Raw genomic sequence first — 16832 nt, 5'->3', positions numbered from 1 at the left:
CGAAAGCGGTTCGATTCGGTCGGTACGGTCCGCGCGGGCCCGTCCAATCCCCAAATGACCATCGGCCTGGATCGTTGGAGCCCAACGATCCCGGCCGCCGTCGCTCTCGCCACACCCGTGTCAGATGCGTGAACTGCGATCTACAAGCTAGCGCCGGTGCCCGTTTTGGAAGTGTGACAGGGCGTCAGTCGTCGGAGGCGACGACCATGTGAATCACTTCGTGCTCGCGGTCGATCACCACGAACTCGCGGAACCCGGTCGCACCGACACCGACCCAATTCGACCGGTGCTCTTCGTTGTTAGGGACATCGAGGCGGTAGACCGTCCCGCAGTCGAACGCCTGCGACAACAGCCGCGCGACTCGTGCGTGGGTGCGGACGGACTGCGGTGGTTCGATCATTTCGTCGTCCAGCCACGTGTCGATCGTTTGCCGCGCGTCGTCCGCCGCGACCGGCGTGAACATCTCGGAGGTCAACGTCTCGGTGAGCCAGGGCCCGTGGACAGGGCGCCCATCGAAGTCAACCTCGGCACCATCCGCGTATGGCCAGGCGTACCGTGCGCGTACAGGCTCGACGACATCAGGGCTGTGAGAAGGGCTCGATCATCCAGCGTCGAGTCGAGAGTGAACTGGACATGATCGACCCACATGAAGGTTCCTCGATCGGCCTGGACGAGCGTGTGCTCCTCAACCCTGAGCCATTCGAACCTGGGCCACGGCCACTCTGCACGAATGACATCCGTAGTGACGCGAGCGCCCTTCGCTGCCTCGGCCTCGGAGACAAGCAAGAACGTCACGTGACGTCCGTCGACAGCCTTCGCACGGACCCAGGACCATGCTTCCGGCCGGCCAGCAACCAGCAGCTCGCCCTCGCGGATGCTGTAGTGGGAGCGAGTCACCCACCCTTGCCCGACACCGTCTGCGTCCACAGTCATGAGATCCATCGGGATATCGATCTCGATCACAGTCGCGCCTCCTAATTCGCCCCCGCCGGCACCCCGCACGTCATATCGACGATGCGAGCACCGAGCCTAGGTCGCTGCCTGGGTCGATCGCGTCAAACTGGCAGGGGGACTGCCATCGCTGCTTGACCGGGAGATGCCGTAGGTCTCGTTGAGTCAACGAAGACGCGATAGGCAACCGTCCTGTAGGCGCTGAGCACCGCTCATTGGTGACGTGCTGTCCGTTCCGGTAGAACGATCGCTATGAGCTGGGTGGCGAACGTCATGATCTCGGTCGACATGGACGACAACGAGAACGCGGAGGCGCTGAGCGAGTGGCTACGGACGGAAGCTCCCCGCCGGTCGAGTCCTGAGCGTGGCGGAGTGGGGTACCTGAGGTTGCTCACCAGCGCGGAGGACAGCCAATGGGGAGGGTGGAAGGCTCCCGAGTGCGAGGTGTGGGCGGGTGCCCTGAACCATGCTGACCTCGATGCTCTCCGGCAGCGATTCTTCGAGACGCCGTGGCGCGAGCCGAACGCGGCGCAACTGTTCGTGATGGACCAGGAAGAGGGCTTCTTCCGGCTGTGGATGATCCGCGGCGCCGAGCTTCGGCAGTTCGCTCCCCTCGTACCGAGCGAGGACGACGAGGTCTTCTATCGGGAGTGAAGAGCCAAGCACAAGGCCGTTCACACTCGGACGGCGGCGAGCCTGCAGGCGGTCCGATTGGAGAGCAGCTCGGTACACATCGGGTACACATGACCGCTGTCTGAGCCCATCCGACGCCACCTCCACCAACGCGCCCCGGACCCGGCAGAACCGCGAAGTTCCAACGATCTCGCGGTGCCCAACCAACTCGGCGGACACCGCGAGACATACCGGTACACCCTCCGGGAGAACCCGGCGTACAGACCGGCTCGTCCGCTCTTAACGCTCTTTCGACCGAGGAAGTTCGTGCTCCACTGCGGCGCCTTGCCGCCGCTGTCTGCGACCAGATGGACGTCGGCGGCGAGCAGCTCGGCCAGCCCGTCGACGTCGACGTCGCGGAAGGCGTCGAGGAACCGCCGGCCATCTCCTCGCCTGCCTTCCGGTCGACGCCGAACCGAGGCCGTCCCTGGTCCATGCGGCGACGTGAGTGCACCGCGAGCTGGCGGCACGCGGCCTCGGGCCGGCCGACCGGCCGGAGAGGCGATCTTGTCGAAGCCAAACCCGGTGTCGAAGCGCTGGCTCAACACCACAACGTCGTTGAACGTCGGTCAAGACCATGGCCGGCCTCCAGCACCAGCGGCTCCAGGCCGCGCTCCAGCAGGTGGGCAGCCGCGGCGAGACCGACCGGGCCAGCGCCGATGACGACTGGCAGGTTCTCGCGGGACGTGTCGTGCCTGCGTATAGGTCGACCATAGGTTCGCCATAGCGCGGCCGACCACTCTTCTCGTGCGACGACATCCGTCGCTGGACGACGCCGACCTGACTCTGCGCCGACCGCTGGAACTGCCGGTGGGTTGTTCCTGGTGGCCTTGGACAGGTCCGCACCGCGTCGTCAGCAATCACGGAGAAAGTAGGAGTGGGATGGGCAGACTGTTCACGCAGTTCGGCGACGCGATCCTCCAGAAGGTCGCCCCGGCGCAGACGGCTGAGGCCGTCTGCATCACCAACTACCAGTACCGGTGTGAGTCGAGCACCAGGTGTCGTGCCGAGCCGCAGACGACGGGTAACCGTCAGCGGCGCGCCTGCTACACGGGATCCTGCCCGCCCAGCTGCACCGCTTGGGCGGACAACGGCTGCTGCTGATCGTGACCGCCGGCGCCGGACACCCCTGCCGGCGCCGGCATCCCGCCGCCGCCCGCCACCCGTGGAGTTGATGTGCTCACCCTGGTTCTGTTCGTCCAGCTGGCCGTGGCCGGCGTCCTGCTCACGTCCGGCGTCGCCAAGCTGCGTGGCGACGCCAACCGGAACACCTGGGCAGAGCTGCTCGGCAGAGCGCCGGAGCCGTTCCGGCGCCTGCATGCCGTGGCGATGGCGCGACTCCACGTTGCGACCGAGGTCTTGGTGGGAGTCACGCTGCTGCTCGGTACGGTCGTCCCGGCGGTCGTCATGCCCGCACTGGTCGCCGCCGCGCTCCTGTTCGTGGGCTTCACCGGGCTCGCCTTGCACTCCGCCGTCACCGGCCGCACGATCACGTGCTCATGCTTCGGCGCGAGCACCACACAGCTCGGCTGGGCACACGTGGCCCGCAACCTCGTGCTGACCGGCCTGGCGGTGTCCGGCGCGATGACATCGGGTCTGGTGACGGCCGTCGACAGCATGCCGTCGAGGCCCGGCCACGCAGCGTTCGCGGTCCTCGGCGCCGTCGCGGTCACGGCGCTGACCTACTTCTTCGATGACGTCGTCGACCTGTTCGCTCCCCGCACGCTGGTCCGGTCCGGCGCCCGCTCCCGCGCCGTCTGAACCCTGTCCGCTGACCCGCACCTCGCGAGAACGGAGACCCCCGTGGCAGTCCTGACCACCGCCGTCGTACTCCTCGGCATCCTGGCCGTGTTCAACATCGTGCTCACGCTCGCCCTCGTGCGTCGCATCCGCAACGGTGCGGAGACCGGGCATGCCCACGGCACGCCGACCTTCCCGGACCTGGACGAGGTCAGGGCCGGGTCCCCGGTCCGGCCCTTCTCGGTGACGACGACGACAGGCTCCGTCGTGTCGTACGAGGACCGGTACGGCGACACGGCCGTGTACGCCTTCTTCGACACCAGCTGCGGCACGTGCGCCAAGGAGCTGCAGCCGCTCGTCGATCTCGTGCGCCGCGAGGGGTTCACCCCGCACCAGGTGATCGCGTTCGTGGTCCACGAGCAGTACGGGAGCGACCAGAAGCGCGACGAGTACCTGGGCGTCCTGGGCGAAACGGTGACCGTCGTCGTGCACGAGCGCGGCGAGGTCGACCTGCCGTTCGAGGCCGGCGGATACCCGGCGTTCGTGCTGGTCAACGCCTCCGGGCAGGTACTGCGCTCGGGTGTCGAGGTCAGCGACCTCGACACCGTCCTCGCGCCGGCATGACCCACGGCGGCGGCACCTCCCGCTCCCTGACCACGGCGGCCCGCGCCCTGGGCGACGGCCTGAGGCGGACCGGCCGGACCGTCGCCCTGTGCTGGCAGGCCGCGCCCGGTTCGCTCACCGTGCACGTGCTCCTGACCGTGGTCGACGCGCTGCTGCCGGCGGGCGTCCTGCTCGCCACCAAGTGGCTGCTGGACGTCCTGCAGCTCGGTTCCGGCGCCGACGGCGTGCCGCAGCTCCTGCGCGAGAGGCCCGTGACCATCGTGCTCGCGCTGGCGGCCATGACGCTGGCGGGCGCGCTCCTGAGCCACGCGATCCAGTACGTCGGCAGCCGGACCCGGCGTGCGGCCACGCTTCTGGTCACCGGGCGGCTGTTCGCAGCCGTCACCCGCCTCGGCGGCCTGCGCCACTTCGAGGACCCGGCGTTCCGCGACCAGCTCCGTATGGCGCAGACGTCCGCCGCCGACGCACCTGACGAGGTGATCGGGTCCCTGTTCGGCTCGGTCCGCAGCGTGCTGACGATCGTGAGCACCCTCGGTGTCCTCGTCCTGATCAGCCCGCTGATCTCCGTGCTGGTGGTCGCGGCCGCCGTCCCCGGCCTGGTCGTGCAGCTGCTGCTGAACCGGGAGCACGCCGGCGTCCTGTGGCGGATCAGCCCCCGGTCGCGGCGGCTGGCCTTCTACCAGGACCTCATGATCCATCCGGTAGTGGCCGCGGAGGTGCGCCTCTTCGGCGCCGGAAGGTTCCTGGCGGGACGCATGGACCGCGAGCTCCGCGCCATCAACGCCGCCGAGGAACGCCTCGACCGCAAGACCCTGCTGGCCCACGCACCGCTGACCCTGGCCGGGACCCTGGTCACCGGCGGAGGCCTGGTCTGGGTGGTGCTCGGCGCCCTGCGCGGCGACTTCACGGTCGGTGACGTCTCCGCCTTTGCCGGGGCCGCCGCCGGTGTCCAGGGCTCGGCCGCCATGCTGGTCATGTGCCTCGCGCGCGTCCATCACGTGCTGCTGCTCATGCGGCACTACGACGACGTGCTCGCGACCCCTGAGGATCTTCGCCTACCGGCGGGGAACCCTCGACCGGTGCGCCCCCTGGAGCACGAGATCCGGCTGGACGACGTCTGGTTCCGGTACGCCGACGACGGCCCCTGGGTGCTCCGCGGCGTCTCGCTAACGGTCCCGGCCCGCGGCTCGGTCGCCCTGGTCGGGCTCAACGGCGCGGGCAAGAGCACCGTCGTCAAGCTCCTCACCCGGATGTACGACCCGGTGCGCGGCGTGATCCTGTGGGACGGCGTCAACATCAGGGACCTCGACGTCGCCGCGCTGCGCTCGCGGGTCAGTGCCGTCTTCCAGGACTTCGTCCAGTACGAGCTGTCGGTCAGGGAGAACATCGCGCTCGGGTCGCTCGACGATCTGGACGACGACGCCAAGGTCCGCGCCGCTGCCGTCGCGGCCGGGGCGGCGCCGGTCGTCGACGGGCTGCGGCACGGCTACGACACGATGCTGTCGCGCACGTTCCCGTCCGACGACGAGGCAGGTGACGAGAACGAGTCCCGGCCGGGCACGACGCTGTCGGGTGGGCAGTGGCAGCGGCTGGCTCTGGCGCGTTCGCTCATGCGCGCCGGCCGTGACCTGCTGGTCCTCGACGAGCCGACGTCGGGCCTGGACCCACAGGCCGAGAGCGAGGTCCGCGACCTGCTCGGCACCCTGCGGTCCGGCACCGCGACCCTGCTCGTCTCGCACCGCCTCGGCGCGGTCCGGGACGCGCAGGAGATCGTCGTGCTGGCCGACGGCGTGGCGGCCGAACGCGGCACGCACGACGAGCTGATGCGGCTCGACGGTGAGTACGCCCGGCTCTTCACCCTGCAGGCGACCGGGTACCAGGACACGGTGCCCGCGGTCGAAGGGGCTCCCGCGTGACGGCGTTGACGGGAGTAGCGGTGGCTGCCGGGACGCTCGGCATGACGGCGTTCCTCCTGGCGCTGCTCCACCACGTGCGCCGACGCTACGTCGTGGTCGTCGTCGACGGCGAGAGCATGGCGCCGGCGTACGCGCCGGGTGACCGCGTTCTGGTCCGGAGGCAGAGCAGTGCCCCGGCCCGAGGTGACGTCGTCGTCGTGCGCAGGCCTGACGTGACGCACGGATGGCCGGCGGCGTCGGACGGACGGGACCGCGGCGCGCCGGTCGGCCGGAGATGGCTGGTGAAGCGAGTCGCCGCGACGGGCGGGGACCCGTGGCCGAGCGTCGTCGGCCAGGCGGCGCGGGGCGGTGGGGGAGAGACGGTGCCCGCCGGGCACGTCGTGCTCCTGAGCGACAACCCGCGCGGGTCCGACTCCCGGAGGTGGGGACCCTGTCCGGAGCATCAGGTGCTGGGCCGGGTCACGCGACGGATGTCGTGACCGTTCGCGGCGGGGATCACCGAGCCGTGCGGGGGCCCGTGACAGCCCCCGTTCCGTCGACCTCCGCCAGCAGCTGCCGGGAGCGCCGCTCGTCGTCGTGCAGGCCGTGGCGGCGGAAGTACGCGGTGGCTTCCGCAAGGGAGGCGACTGCTCGTTCCCGCTCGGACAGGGCGACGAGCACCGGGGCGGTCTCCAGCAGGGTCTTGGCCGCGCAGCGTTCGTCGCTCAGGTCCCAGAAGATCTGCGTGGCCTGTTCGAGCGTGCGCAGGGCGACGGCGGGCTGCCCGTCGGCCAGCTCCAGGGTGCCGAGGTCGCGCAGGACGACGGCCTCCCGGTGGGCGTCCCCGATGCCGTGGGCCAGGGCCGCGGCATCGGCGAGCCACGAACGGGCCTCGGAGAGCCTGCCCTGGGTCGTGAGGATCCGGCCCAGCGCACCGCGGAACAGCGCCTCCTTCGGTGCGTCCCCGGAGGCCGCGACGACGCCGAGGGACTCGCGGAGCGCCGCCTCGGCGGCGCCGTGCTCTCCCCGGCAGCGGTGGACGCTCGCGAGGCTGGCGAGTGCCAGCGCGGCCCCGAGGTCGTGTCCGTGCCTCTGGTAGGTGCGGCGTGCGTCCTGGAGGAACCCGGCGGCGGCCTCGAACTCGCCGGTGTAGATGTGGACCTGGCCGAGGCCGCGTCGCAGGGCTGCGGCCGCGAGATCGTCGACGTCCGGGCGGTCGAGCACGGTCTGGTGGCTCGTCCCCCAGTCCTCGTACAGCGCGTGCTGGTCGTACAGGGGGCCCAGCAGGAGTGCCAGGCGCCCGGCGTCACCTGTCAGGTCGTGCGTGCACGCGAGCTGCACCGCGTCCAGCAGCGACTGGCGTTCGATGGCCATCCATGCGGCCCCCGTGGCGTGGGACGGGGGATTCTCCTCGTCGTAGGGGAGCCAGGGCGGGAGCGCCTCGGGGGCGACGGACCGGGGTGCGTCCAAGGGGTCGAAGAGGCTGTGCGGTCGGTTCCGGCGCAGCCTGTCGACCAGGAGGGTCCAGCTTCCCACGGTCCGTCGTACCGCTTGCCGGCAGGTGTCGGCCCCGTGGTCGCTCGCCTGCTGTCGCGCGTAGACCCGCAACAGGTCGTGCATCTGGTACCGGGGCTGCCCGATGCCGTCGAGGCGGACCTGCTGGAGAAGCGCGGCGTCCAGGAGCTCCTCGGCCACGGGCTCCCAGGCGTCGGTGTCCATGAGCGCGCCCATGACCCAGCCCGGCAGGTCGCCCGGACCGAGGAGGCCGAAGAGAGCGAAGGCGAGGGCGGCGTCCGCCGAGAGGGAACGCAGCGAGAGGTCCAGGCTCGCGCGGAGGTCGAGGCCGCCGATGCTCAGCTCGCTCAACCGCCGGCTCTCGTCCTGCAGCCGCTCGCGCAGCCGGCTCAGCGGCCATGCCGGGCGGCTCAGGAGCTTGGCCCCCGCGATGCGGATCGGCAACGGCAGGAGACCGCACTGCCGCACGATGGCCTGGGCCTCGGACGGCTCGCGCGCCACCCGTTCATAGCCCACGATCCGCGCCAGCAACACCTCCGCGTCGTCGGCGGTGAGCACGTCGACGTGGAGATGTCGGGCGCCGGGCAGGTCCGCGAGCATGCCGCGACTCGTCACGATGACCGCCGAGCGGCCGTTCGGCGGCAGGAGAGGGACGACCTGCTCGGCGGATGCCGCGTCGTCGAGCACGACGAGCGTGCGCCGCTCGGCGAGCTGTGAGCGCAGCAGCGCGGCACAGTCGTCGAGGCTGGTGGGCAACGGGTGTCCGAAGCCGCCGAGGGCGCGCAGCATCGCCGCCAGCAGCTCGTCCGGACCGCGGGGGTTGCTGGTCGTCCCGGCCAGGCCGAGATGGAACTGCGCATCGGGGTACTCGTCCTGGACCAGACGCGCCACGTGCAGGGCGAGGCTCGACTTACCAGCCCCGGGCGCACCGTGCAGCACCAGGACGACAGGCGAGCCGGCCCGGTCGTGCGACGCGACTGCGCGGACCGCGGCCTCGGTCTCGCCCGTACGCCCGCAGAAGTCCGGCACCTCCGGAGGGAGCTGACGCACGGGCCGCGAGGCCTCCGCGGGGGCGGCGAGCTCCGCCCCGACCGGGACCGTCGCCGAGGTCCTGGAGGACGTCTCGGTCATCGGCAGCGTCTCGTCGAGGATCTGCTGGTGGATCGTCCGGGTGGCCGGGCTGGGATCCGTACCGAGCTCCTCCGTGAAGGTGCGACGCAGGCGGTCGTACTGCTGAAGGGCCTCGGCGGCCCGTCCGCTGCGGTACAGGGCCACGAGAAGCTGCCGCCACAAGGGCTCCCGGAAAGGGGACTCGGCGATCTGCGCCTCGATCTCCTCGACCACCGCCCGGTGCCGGCCCAGGTTGATCCGCGCCTGAAAACCATGCTCGACGGCGGTCGTCCTCAGGTTCGTCAGTCGATGGGTCAGCTCGACGGCGGTGCCGCCCGAGGGCGCGCCGCCGAACGGGTCACCCCGCCACCAGCCGAGGGCCCGCTCGAAGACCTCGGCGGACTGCTCGAAGCCGCCGTCCTCGAACGTCCTCAACCCGTCGGTGACGGCGGCCTCGAAATTCCGGGCATCGACGCCCGCCTTCTGCTCGACCAGGAGGTAGCCGGCGTCGGACCGCCGCAAGGCCGTGCCGTCGCGGTCCCCGAGCATCTGACGGAGCCGGTGCACGTATCCGTAGGTCTGCGCGACGGCGGACCTGGGCGGAGCATCACCCCACACGTCCTGCACGATGCTCTCGACCGGAACGCTGCGCGGTCCGTGCGCGACGAGCGAACCGAGCACCGCACGGCAGCGGGCAGCCGCAACCGGTGACCATCCCTGGCCGTCGGACACCTCGACCGGACCGAGGACTCTGACACGCATCCGGGGCTCCCTTCGACGTCGCTGCGTCTCCACCGTCCCTGCGTCGGCACGGGCTCGGAGCGTGCCACACGAGCGGGGGAGCGAGCTGCAGCAACCTGCACCCCCTACGGGGCAACCGCACCCGTCGCTCGTTCGTCTATGTCGTCTGCCCTGCGACGGCCATGCCGAGGCGCTCGCGGAGCCGCAGCCCGGCGACGAACCTCGTGGGCGCGTCCAGGAGGTCGAGGACCGCGGCGATGTCGGCCCGCACCGTCCGGACGCTCACGCCGAGCTTCCGTGCGATCTGATCGTCGGACGAGCTGGTGAGCATCAGGGTGACGATGCGGCGCTGCCTCGGTGACAGGTCGACCAGTGCCGCCGTCTCCGCCTCGCACGGGTACGTGGTGGCGATCACGGCGTCCCAGTAGGAACGTGCCGCCGAGAGGCACGCGGTGTCCCGCACCTCCATCACCGTCACCTTGCCCTGGATGGTGGGGCCGTCCAGCAGCACGCTGGTTCCGTCGGTGATCTTCATCTGTACTGGGGCGAACCCGAAGAAGTACACCGCGGGGTCCTCGCCGGACAGCATCAGCCGAGCGTCGGGGTCCACGCCCGAGTAGTTCCACACGCTGACCATCTGCAGGCCGGCCTCCACGAAGTACGCGTTGTTCGGCAGGCTCGTCGTGAGCTGCTGGACCGTGCCGGAGTGGCGCACCGACTCGAGCGTCCGCCAGGTTCCCGCGGCCCGCGCCATGTTCTCGTTGATCTCCCGCGTGCCCCGGCCGAAGACGCGCGCCGCGACCCGGCGGTGGTGCGCCAGGGCGTCCGCGACCCTGGACCGTTCCAGCTGGAGGCGCGTCATGGCATCGAACACTCGCTGCGTCTTTTGCCAGGAGAGGCTGCCCGCGTCGGGGTACGCGGAGAAATCGATGTTGGGGAATTCCTGCGTCCCTGTGCTAGATCGTGCCGCAGCCTTGACATTCAACGTGATCACCCCAGAAAGACACCCGCCGACGAAAGACCTGCCCAGGGCGGGCGCGCTACGGACCTGTGGGGTCCGGCGCCCGCGGGGGCGGTCCGACCTTATCCGGACGGGCGGTCCGGCGCTCCGAAACTGCGGGGCCCGCGAGTGACGAGGCTGGATCCGCAGTGGTCCGCGGATCCAGCCTCGGTGTTGCCTCTTTGAGCCGGCGGGCGGTGACGCGTGAGCCGCGCGGGGCTCGGGACTTACCAGGTCAGGTAGCCCTGGAAGGCGCTGGCCCCCGAGCCGATGGCGTCACCGAGCTTGAGCTTCCGCAGGGTCCGGTCGACCACGGCCTGTCCGACGTCGGGAACCGTCTTCTTGATCAGCTTCTCGATGATCTTTCCCTTGGTGTAGTAGGCCGACTCTGCCACGAAGGCCGCGCGGGCGTCCTGGTACTGCTTGCTGTGCTTGCCGTACTGCCGCCGGTACGCGGACGAGGCCAAGCCGGACTCCAGCAGGATGAACGCGCCGAATGTCTCGGAAGCGAGCATCGCGTACTCATCGGTCCGCTCGATCTTGGCGAAGATACTGCCGTCGACGGCCGTCTTCACGGTGCTCGTCATCGTGGCGGAGTGGCTCCAGATCTGTGCCCAGTCGATCTCCGTCCCCGACCAGTCGGGCGCGTCCGGGTCACGACCCTCGTAGCAGTAGACGACGGCGTCGCCCGAGGTGAGGTCCTGGAAATCGTCGCGGGGATCGGTCACGAGGTCCTCGTGCCCCTGCTTCCGCTGCGCCTCATCCTCGGTCTTCGCCGCGTCCTCCTGCTGCTTGCGCACGTACGCGACGATCGCGGCCTGTTGGGCGGCGGTCGCCGCCGCGGCGGCGTCCTCGCCCGCCGCGAGTGCAGCAGCCCTGGCGCTGGAGGCTGAACGCTGCGCGTCGTACGCGGACACGGCGGCCGAGCTCGCCGATATCATCGCCTGCCGCACCGCGTAGTTCGCGGTCCGTCGCGCGTCCTGTGCCACGGCGGCCGCCTGGCGTGCCGACGCGGCGGACTGCCTGGCCGCGTCCGCCGACTCCTCGGCCGCAGCGGCGTGCGACCGCGCCTCGTCGGCGGACATCTCGGCCTGCGCCGCCCAGGAGACCGCCCGTTCGCGCCACATCTTCGCCTCGTCCGCGGCGCCGTTCGCGGTCGCCGCCGCATCCGACGCCCGCGCTGCATCGGCCCAGGACTCCTCGACGCTCACCGCGGCACGCGCGAGCAAGGCGTCGATCGCGGAGCGGTGCGCCTCGCGGTCCTGGTCGAGCTGCGCCATGTGTAGCTTCCCGGACGTCACCAGCGTGTGCCGCATGACCGTCGTCCCGTCGAGCGCGATCTGGGCGGCCCCCTGGGTGTAGGGGCCGCCGGTGTCCAGCAGCTCCAGGATCTCGACTCGCTCGTCCTCCTTGAGCGCCACGAAGAGCCCGTTCTTCAGGAAGCTCTGCAGCACGGCAGGCCGGCCGTCGTCCAGCGCGGCCTCGGCGGCGGCCCGCACGGCACGGCCGGGGTCCTGGGCGAGGATCTCCAAGACGCTCGCCCGGTTGTCCTCCACGCCCGCGACGGCCGCTCCGCCCCGGACGAACGCACGCACCGCGTCCTCGCTGTCACCGGCAAGCACCGCCGCGGCCGCCCTGGTGACCGCCGCAGACGACGCGGCGGAGATCGCCTTCGCGGTCTCCCGGTCGTCGAGACGCAGGGCGCTGACCCGGTCGGTGTCGATCCACACGAGCGCGTCCTCGTCGGAGCCCGCAAGCATGCGCTCGGCGGCCGTCCTGGTCCAGGTGCTCGCTGAGTCGAGCAGCTGGACCGCCGCCCGCCTGCCGGCGTCGAGCGCGGTCACGGTGTCTCCCTGCTGGTGGGATGCCTCCGCCTGGGCGAGCAAGGCTTGCAGCTCCGCGGACTGCGAGGCCACCTGGGTGAGGTCCTGGCCGGCACGGGCGATCCGCCTCGCCTCCTCCTCCGCGTCGGCGTGAGCCCACTCGACAGCCTGCGCCATCTCGTCTGCCAGCCGGTCGAGCTCGGCCTGCCGGGCATCCGCGGCCACCGTCACGGCCTGGTCGAGCGCGGCCTGTGCGGCCTCGGCCGCCGCACGAGCCGCCGTCGCAGAGGCGTTCGACCGCTTGGCGTACTCGATCGCCTCGCCGGCATGGTCCGCGGCCTCGTCGGCCGCGGCCGCCGCACTTCTCGCGTGCCCGGCAGCGCCCCGGGCGGCATCCCGCGCTGCCTCAGCCGCCTGTGCGGACCTCTGGGCGAGCTCGGTCGAGATCCTTGCCGCACTCGTGGCGCGGGATGCCGCCGCGTCAGCCTTGGCAGCCTGGCGACGTGCCTCGGCGGCCTCGCTCTGCGCGACACCCGCCGCGTCGGCCGCCGAGGCCGCCGCTGCCGCGGACGCCGCTGCGTTGACTGCCGCGGACGCCGCTGCGTTACCCGCGGCGGACGCGTTCCACGACGCCGTCGCTGCCGCGTCTGCCGCGCCCGCGGCCGAGTCCGCGAGGACCGCGGCGTCGCGGGCCGCCTCCGCCGCCTGGCGTGCGGCACCGGCGTTCGCAGCGTCCTTGGATGCCGCAATCGAGGTGTTGTAGGCGCGTGCGGCGGCGCGGCTCGCCGCTCCCGCCGCGGACGCCGCCGCCTGTGCGGCACGCGTCGCACGGTGCGCCGCCGACTGCGCCACGCGGGACGCGTCGATCGCGGTAGTGGCGGCCTTCGCCGCACCGTTGGCCGCGCGTGCGGCCCGCTTCGCCGCACGCGCCGCGCGCGCGACGTCGTCACCCGCCGCCTCCGCCTCGGCCTTCGCCTCGAGCGCGGCCTCCTTGGTCCTGGCCGCGGCGTCCACGGCTCGCTCCGACTGGAGCACGGCGTCGTCGGAGCTGCGGGCGGCACGCCTGCTCTCGTTCTCCACGATGTTGACGAGTTGCTCGATGGTCGCGGCTTCCTCGTCTCGCGCCCGTGCGATGTACTGGCCGGTGATCAGGAACCAGGTGATCGCGTCCGGGTCGTTGTCGTCGAGGGCCCGCTGCGCGTACTCGGCGACCTTCGGTGTTGCGGTGCTCAGGATGCTGAGTACCTCGGCCCGATCGTCCTCCTCCTGCGCGCCGTGCTGACCGTCCTCGATGAACGCCCGCAAGGCGGCGGTGCTGCCGTCGTCCAGGGCCGCCTGGGCGACACGGCGCACCGCGGTGCCACCGGTGCTGTACACCGCCAGTGCCTCGGCCCGGTAGTCCTCCTGGACGGCGCCGCCGAAGCCGCCGGACAGGAAGGCCGCGACCGCGGCGTCGCCACCGTCCAGCGCCGTGCTGACCGCCGACCGGACCGACCGGCCGGAGAACGGTACGGAGTCGAGGAGCGCCGCGCGGTTGTCCTCCGCGGTCGCGGCGGCCAGGCCCGTGGAGAGGAAAGTCGCGACGTCGGCGTCGCTACCGGCGAGGACGGACGCCGCGGCGTCCCGGACGGCCCGGCCACCGGTCTTGTACGCCCAGACGACGCGGCCGCGATCCGTGTCCGGCAGACCGGCCCCCTCGGGGACGTCGGAGACGCCTGTCACGGCGGCCGCTGCGGTCGCGCAGGCCGGTCCGGCGGGGACCAGGGGGAAGAAGGCCGCCCCGGCCATGGTGGTCAGTACCTGACGTCTGGTCCAGTGTGCAGAAGGCATGACTGCTCCTTTCCGTTTGTCGATCAGATTCGGATCTCGACGAGCGTGTAGTCGAGACCGTCGTGCTCGGCGGTCTCACCGATCGGAGTCCAGCCACCCGGCGGCGCGGTGTAGGTGTGGGTCTCGCCGTCCAACGTCATCGTGACCTCCGCGTCGAAGTCGCCCGTACGGATGCCGTTTGTCGCAGGGATGCTGACCTTGAGGTAGCCGGCCGGGCCGTCGACCCGGAAGCACATGTAGTCGCTCGCGCCGTCGCCGTCGTAGTCGGGAAAGTTCCGGCCCTGGAGCCGGAGGTTCGCATCGGTGCGCCCGGTGCAGTTACCCAGGTAGACGATGTGTCCGTCACCACGGATCAGCTCGATCCCGTACTGCGCCACCTCCGCCTGGACCGCGGCCGGATAGTTGAAGTCCTCCACGGCCGATGGCGGCAGCTCGTCGGCGGCGACTCCGGCCTGGTTCGCGCCGGCGGGCTCCGACAGGACGAACAGGGCTCCGGCCACCACTGCGCCGGCGGCCAGCAGTCCGACCAGCGCTCGCGGTACGGAACGGATCAACTCGACGTTCATGTTTCTCTCCTAGTGAGGCAAGAATTCTTGGACCGGGTCTAGCCGGTGTCTCCTTGGACAGGTTGAAAGGGAAGGCGTCAGCGGATCGCCGACCCGAAGGCCACGCCTGCGGCGGGCAGACCGCCGACGCCGGGCTGGTAAGTCGTGACCGGTCCTGCAGAACCACCGGTGACGTTGGCCCAGGGCACCGCGTGCGCCACCCCGTACGGGCTGGGCCCGTCGGGCACGCCGACGTAGAGGTGGGTGCTGGTCGCCGCCAAGGAGCGACCGAGCTGCTCCTCCGCGACGGCGGTACCCGGGATCCCGCCCGTGCCCGGGACCAGCTCGAACGCGCTGGCCGCAAGGGTGCCGAGCGGTGAGAAGACCTGGATGAGACCCGACCGGGTGACCCCGTTGCGCGTCTCGCCCGGGATCCCGATCGCCAGGTGCACGGTGCCAGCGGTGCCCACGGCGTCCGGGTCGGTGTTGGTGAGAGCCACGGCGGCCCCCATCCGGTCGTTCGCCTCCGCGTCCCCCGGCACGGCGGCGTCGGTCTGCCCGATGTCGCTGATCTGGGTCCACGACCCGCTGGCTGGGACGTGGAACACCGCGACCCGGCCGGCGGCCGGCCGGTCCACGCCCGTGCTCACGTTCGTCTGCGACTCGCCCGGCACGCCGACGGCCAGGATCGAGTCGGTCGGCCCGGCGGCACCGGCAGGGCGGTACTCGACGAGGTCGAGCGCCCTGCCGAACTCGTCTCCTGCCTCAGCGGGGTCAGGGATGCGCTCGAGGCCCTGCTGGAGTCCGGAACGGTAGACCGGGTAGCCGTCGCTGCCGATCGTGTGGGTCACCAGGTGGACCAGGCCTGACTTGGCGCTGCTCCCGACCGCCTCGTCGGGAGCGCCGACGGCGATGAGGTGGGAGTCGGCGGCGAGCACGCTGCCGTACCGGTCGCCCGCCTCGACGTCACTACCGAAGTTCGTCGTGTTCTGGTTGAAACCTGTGCTGGGGCGGTCGCCCTGGACGTAGTAGACGACTCCGCCGTCCGCGAGCCCGGCCAGATCCTCACCGGGCGCACCGATCACGAGGAATGGTGTGCCGTCCTCGGTGTGCCCGGCGGCGATCGCGTACCCGGTCTGGTCACCGGCCTCCCGGCCGGCCGTGCCGAGGAGGCCGTCGCCCCGGCCCTGGACGTAGGTGGTGCCGCCCGTGTGCACCGCCACACCATCGCGATGGCCATTGATCACGCTGACCCAGCCGGCGTCCGCCACCGCGGCACCTGCCGTATCGGTCAGGTCCTCGCCCGGCGTGCCGACCGCCAGATCCGTGCAGCCGTCGAGATCCTTGTCGTAGGTCGCGAGGCTGAAGCCGAACTGGTCGCCGGCCTCCGGGCCGCCCTCGACGCCCGGCGATTCCTGCGTGATCTCCGTGGTCCCCGCGCCTCCGCCGTAGATCACGCGGACCAGGCCCGCACGAGCCCTGCCGGCGACCGTGGCGTCGGGGTCCGCGATGGCGACGTCACGGACTCCGTCGCAGTTGAAGTCGACGATGTGTGCGGTCGTCGTCGTGGCGTCGACCCAGCTCCTGACATCGTCGACCCGCGAGGCGACCGCATCCGTGCGGGTCTCGGCCGGGTCGGCGCCGAAGCAGCCGCCCTGCCACGATCTGGTGGCCACGGCGACCAGCTCCGTGCCGGAGCCTGTGCCGCTCAGCACCGGGGCGCCGGTGTCGCCCGCGCACACCGCCGCTTCGCCCACGCCAGTGAGCGGCAGGTCACCCCCGACTGCCGTACCGGCCGTCAAGGTGGCCGTGTGCCGCTGCAGCGGTGACCACTCGGTCGCCGTTCGTCCGTAGCCCGGGACCGCGAGCTGCTCGCCTGCTGCCGGCACGCTCGTGCCGATCGCCACCGGGGCCACCGTGGTCACCGGCCCGGCCAGGCGCGCCAGCACCAGGTCGCGCGACTCGTGCGGCACCAGCGTGACGACACCGCGCTCCTGACCCTCCGACGTGGTCAGGTCACCACGTCCGATCGTCGCCGTGGTGGCGGCCGGCGGCGCGCCCGCGGCGATGGTGTGCCCGGCGGCCGGGTCGTCGGCGAAGCAGCTGGCCGCCGTCAGTACCCACTCCGGGGCCACCAGCGCGCCCGAGCAGGCGCGGTTGGTCGCCTCGTCGGTGCCGATAGCGAGGCGCACAGCGAAGTCAGCCTCCGCCGTCTCGACCGGACCGACCACCGCGAGCGCGGCGGGGACGCCCAGCGGCGTCAGGATGATGGCCGCCAGGGCCGATGCGGCGACGGCGCGCCGAAGTGTCTCGCGTCTCATACACGCTCCTTGGATCGAGGGATGGTGATTCGGGGCGTCCGCCGGCTCCTCGTCGAGCCGGCAGA

General features: G+C 71.4%; 12 protein-coding genes and 1 pseudogene. 5 read left to right on the top strand and 8 right to left on the bottom strand.

What is annotated here, in order from left to right; translation table 11 throughout:
- Positions 1 to 184: 184 nt before the first annotated feature.
- Together C8K30_RS14805 and C8K30_RS14800 are read right to left on the bottom strand one after the other, a co-directional pair.
- The gene (locus tag C8K30_RS14805) at positions 185 to 463 is read right to left on the bottom strand and encodes a hypothetical protein (protein WP_108493679.1); all 279 of its coding nucleotides are present in this window, start codon (positions 461 to 463) and stop codon (positions 185 to 187) included.
- A gap of 8 nt (positions 464 to 471) precedes the next feature.
- A complete protein-coding gene (locus C8K30_RS14800) occupies positions 472 to 963 on the bottom strand; it encodes a hypothetical protein (RefSeq protein ID WP_108493678.1) in 492 nt (163 codons plus the stop codon).
- Between the two features lie 240 nt (positions 964 to 1203).
- Here C8K30_RS14800 and C8K30_RS14795 point away from each other — a divergent pair, with 240 nt between their 5' ends.
- The gene (locus tag C8K30_RS14795) at positions 1204 to 1605 is read left to right on the top strand and encodes a squamosa promoter-binding protein 15 (protein ID WP_108493677.1); all 402 of its coding nucleotides are present in this window, start codon (positions 1204 to 1206) and stop codon (positions 1603 to 1605) included.
- Positions 1606 to 2203: 598 nt separating this feature from the next.
- Here C8K30_RS14795 and C8K30_RS14785 read toward each other — a convergent pair.
- A pseudogene (locus tag C8K30_RS14785) lies at positions 2204 to 2326 on the bottom strand (NAD(P)-binding protein); the annotation flags it as partial.
- Positions 2327 to 2799: 473 nt separating this feature from the next.
- Between C8K30_RS14785 and C8K30_RS14775 the strand changes: the two are divergent.
- From C8K30_RS14775 to C8K30_RS14760, 4 genes are read left to right on the top strand one after another with little or no spacing between them, the layout of a single operon-like run.
- Positions 2800 to 3384 carry a MauE/DoxX family redox-associated membrane protein gene (locus C8K30_RS14775; RefSeq protein WP_108493675.1) on the top strand — a complete coding sequence of 195 codons (585 nt, stop codon included), beginning with the start codon at positions 2800 to 2802 and terminating at the stop codon, positions 3382 to 3384.
- Positions 3385 to 3426: 42 nt separating this feature from the next.
- Positions 3427 to 3987: a hypothetical protein gene (locus C8K30_RS14770; RefSeq protein WP_108493674.1), complete on the top strand. Its 561-nt coding sequence runs from the start codon at positions 3427 to 3429 to the stop codon at positions 3985 to 3987.
- Positions 3984 to 5903 (top strand): ABC transporter ATP-binding protein, encoded by a 1920-nt coding sequence (locus C8K30_RS14765; protein WP_108493673.1) that lies wholly within the window; start codon positions 3984 to 3986, stop codon positions 5901 to 5903. The genes C8K30_RS14770 and C8K30_RS14765 overlap by 4 nt, the downstream gene beginning before the upstream one ends.
- On the top strand, positions 5900 to 6382 hold the full coding sequence (locus tag C8K30_RS14760) for a S26 family signal peptidase (protein ID WP_199230498.1): 483 nt from the start codon (positions 5900 to 5902) through the stop codon (positions 6380 to 6382). Before C8K30_RS14765 ends, C8K30_RS14760 begins: the two co-directional genes overlap by 4 nt.
- 16 nt (positions 6383 to 6398) lie before the next feature.
- On the opposite strand, the gene C8K30_RS14755 is transcribed toward C8K30_RS14760, so the two are convergent.
- The 5 genes from C8K30_RS14755 to C8K30_RS14735 form a co-directional block, all read right to left on the bottom strand.
- Positions 6399 to 9269, bottom strand: a complete 2871-nt coding sequence (locus tag C8K30_RS14755) for a BTAD domain-containing putative transcriptional regulator (RefSeq protein ID WP_108493672.1) — start codon at positions 9267 to 9269, stop codon at positions 6399 to 6401.
- 136 nt (positions 9270 to 9405) lie between these two features.
- Positions 9406 to 10110 (bottom strand): sigma factor-like helix-turn-helix DNA-binding protein, encoded by a 705-nt coding sequence (locus C8K30_RS14750; protein ID WP_108493671.1) that lies wholly within the window; start codon positions 10108 to 10110, stop codon positions 9406 to 9408.
- Positions 10111 to 10475: 365 nt separating this feature from the next.
- Positions 10476 to 13901 (bottom strand): ALF repeat-containing protein, encoded by a 3426-nt coding sequence (locus tag C8K30_RS14745; RefSeq protein WP_108493670.1) that lies wholly within the window; start codon positions 13899 to 13901, stop codon positions 10476 to 10478.
- Between the two features lie 23 nt (positions 13902 to 13924).
- Positions 13925 to 14467 (bottom strand): hypothetical protein, encoded by a 543-nt coding sequence (locus C8K30_RS14740; protein WP_108493669.1) that lies wholly within the window; start codon positions 14465 to 14467, stop codon positions 13925 to 13927.
- Positions 14468 to 14544: 77 nt separating this feature from the next.
- Positions 14545 to 16767, bottom strand: a complete 2223-nt coding sequence (locus C8K30_RS14735; RefSeq protein ID WP_108493668.1) for a trypsin-like serine protease — start codon at positions 16765 to 16767, stop codon at positions 14545 to 14547.
- Positions 16768 to 16832: the final 65 nt, after the last annotated feature.

Origin of the sequence: Promicromonospora sp. AC04 (genome assembly GCF_003058225.1) — a bacterium.
Classification (GTDB): Bacteria; Actinomycetota; Actinomycetes; order Actinomycetales; family Cellulomonadaceae; genus Promicromonospora.
The sequence above is the reverse complement of the archived record's forward strand: the minus strand, read 5'-3'. Positions and strand labels throughout refer to the sequence as shown.

Coding starts and splice junctions, on each gene's coding strand:
- C8K30_RS14765 (WP_108493673.1), top strand. CDS start 3,984: ATGACCCACGGCGGCGGCACCTCCCGCTCCCTGACCACGGCGGCCCGC.
- C8K30_RS14805 (WP_108493679.1), bottom strand. CDS start 463: ATGTTCACGCCGGTCGCGGCGGACGACGCGCGGCAAACGATCGACACG.
- C8K30_RS14735 (WP_108493668.1), bottom strand. CDS start 16,767: ATGAGACGCGAGACACTTCGGCGCGCCGTCGCCGCATCGGCCCTGGCG.
- C8K30_RS14755 (WP_108493672.1), bottom strand. CDS start 9,269: ATGCGTGTCAGAGTCCTCGGTCCGGTCGAGGTGTCCGACGGCCAGGGA.
- C8K30_RS14750 (WP_108493671.1), bottom strand. CDS start 10,110: ATGACGCGCCTCCAGCTGGAACGGTCCAGGGTCGCGGACGCCCTGGCG.
- C8K30_RS14740 (WP_108493669.1), bottom strand. CDS start 14,467: ATGAACGTCGAGTTGATCCGTTCCGTACCGCGAGCGCTGGTCGGACTG.
- C8K30_RS14795 (WP_108493677.1), top strand. CDS start 1,204: ATGAGCTGGGTGGCGAACGTCATGATCTCGGTCGACATGGACGACAAC.
- C8K30_RS14745 (WP_108493670.1), bottom strand. CDS start 13,901: ATGCCTTCTGCACACTGGACCAGACGTCAGGTACTGACCACCATGGCC.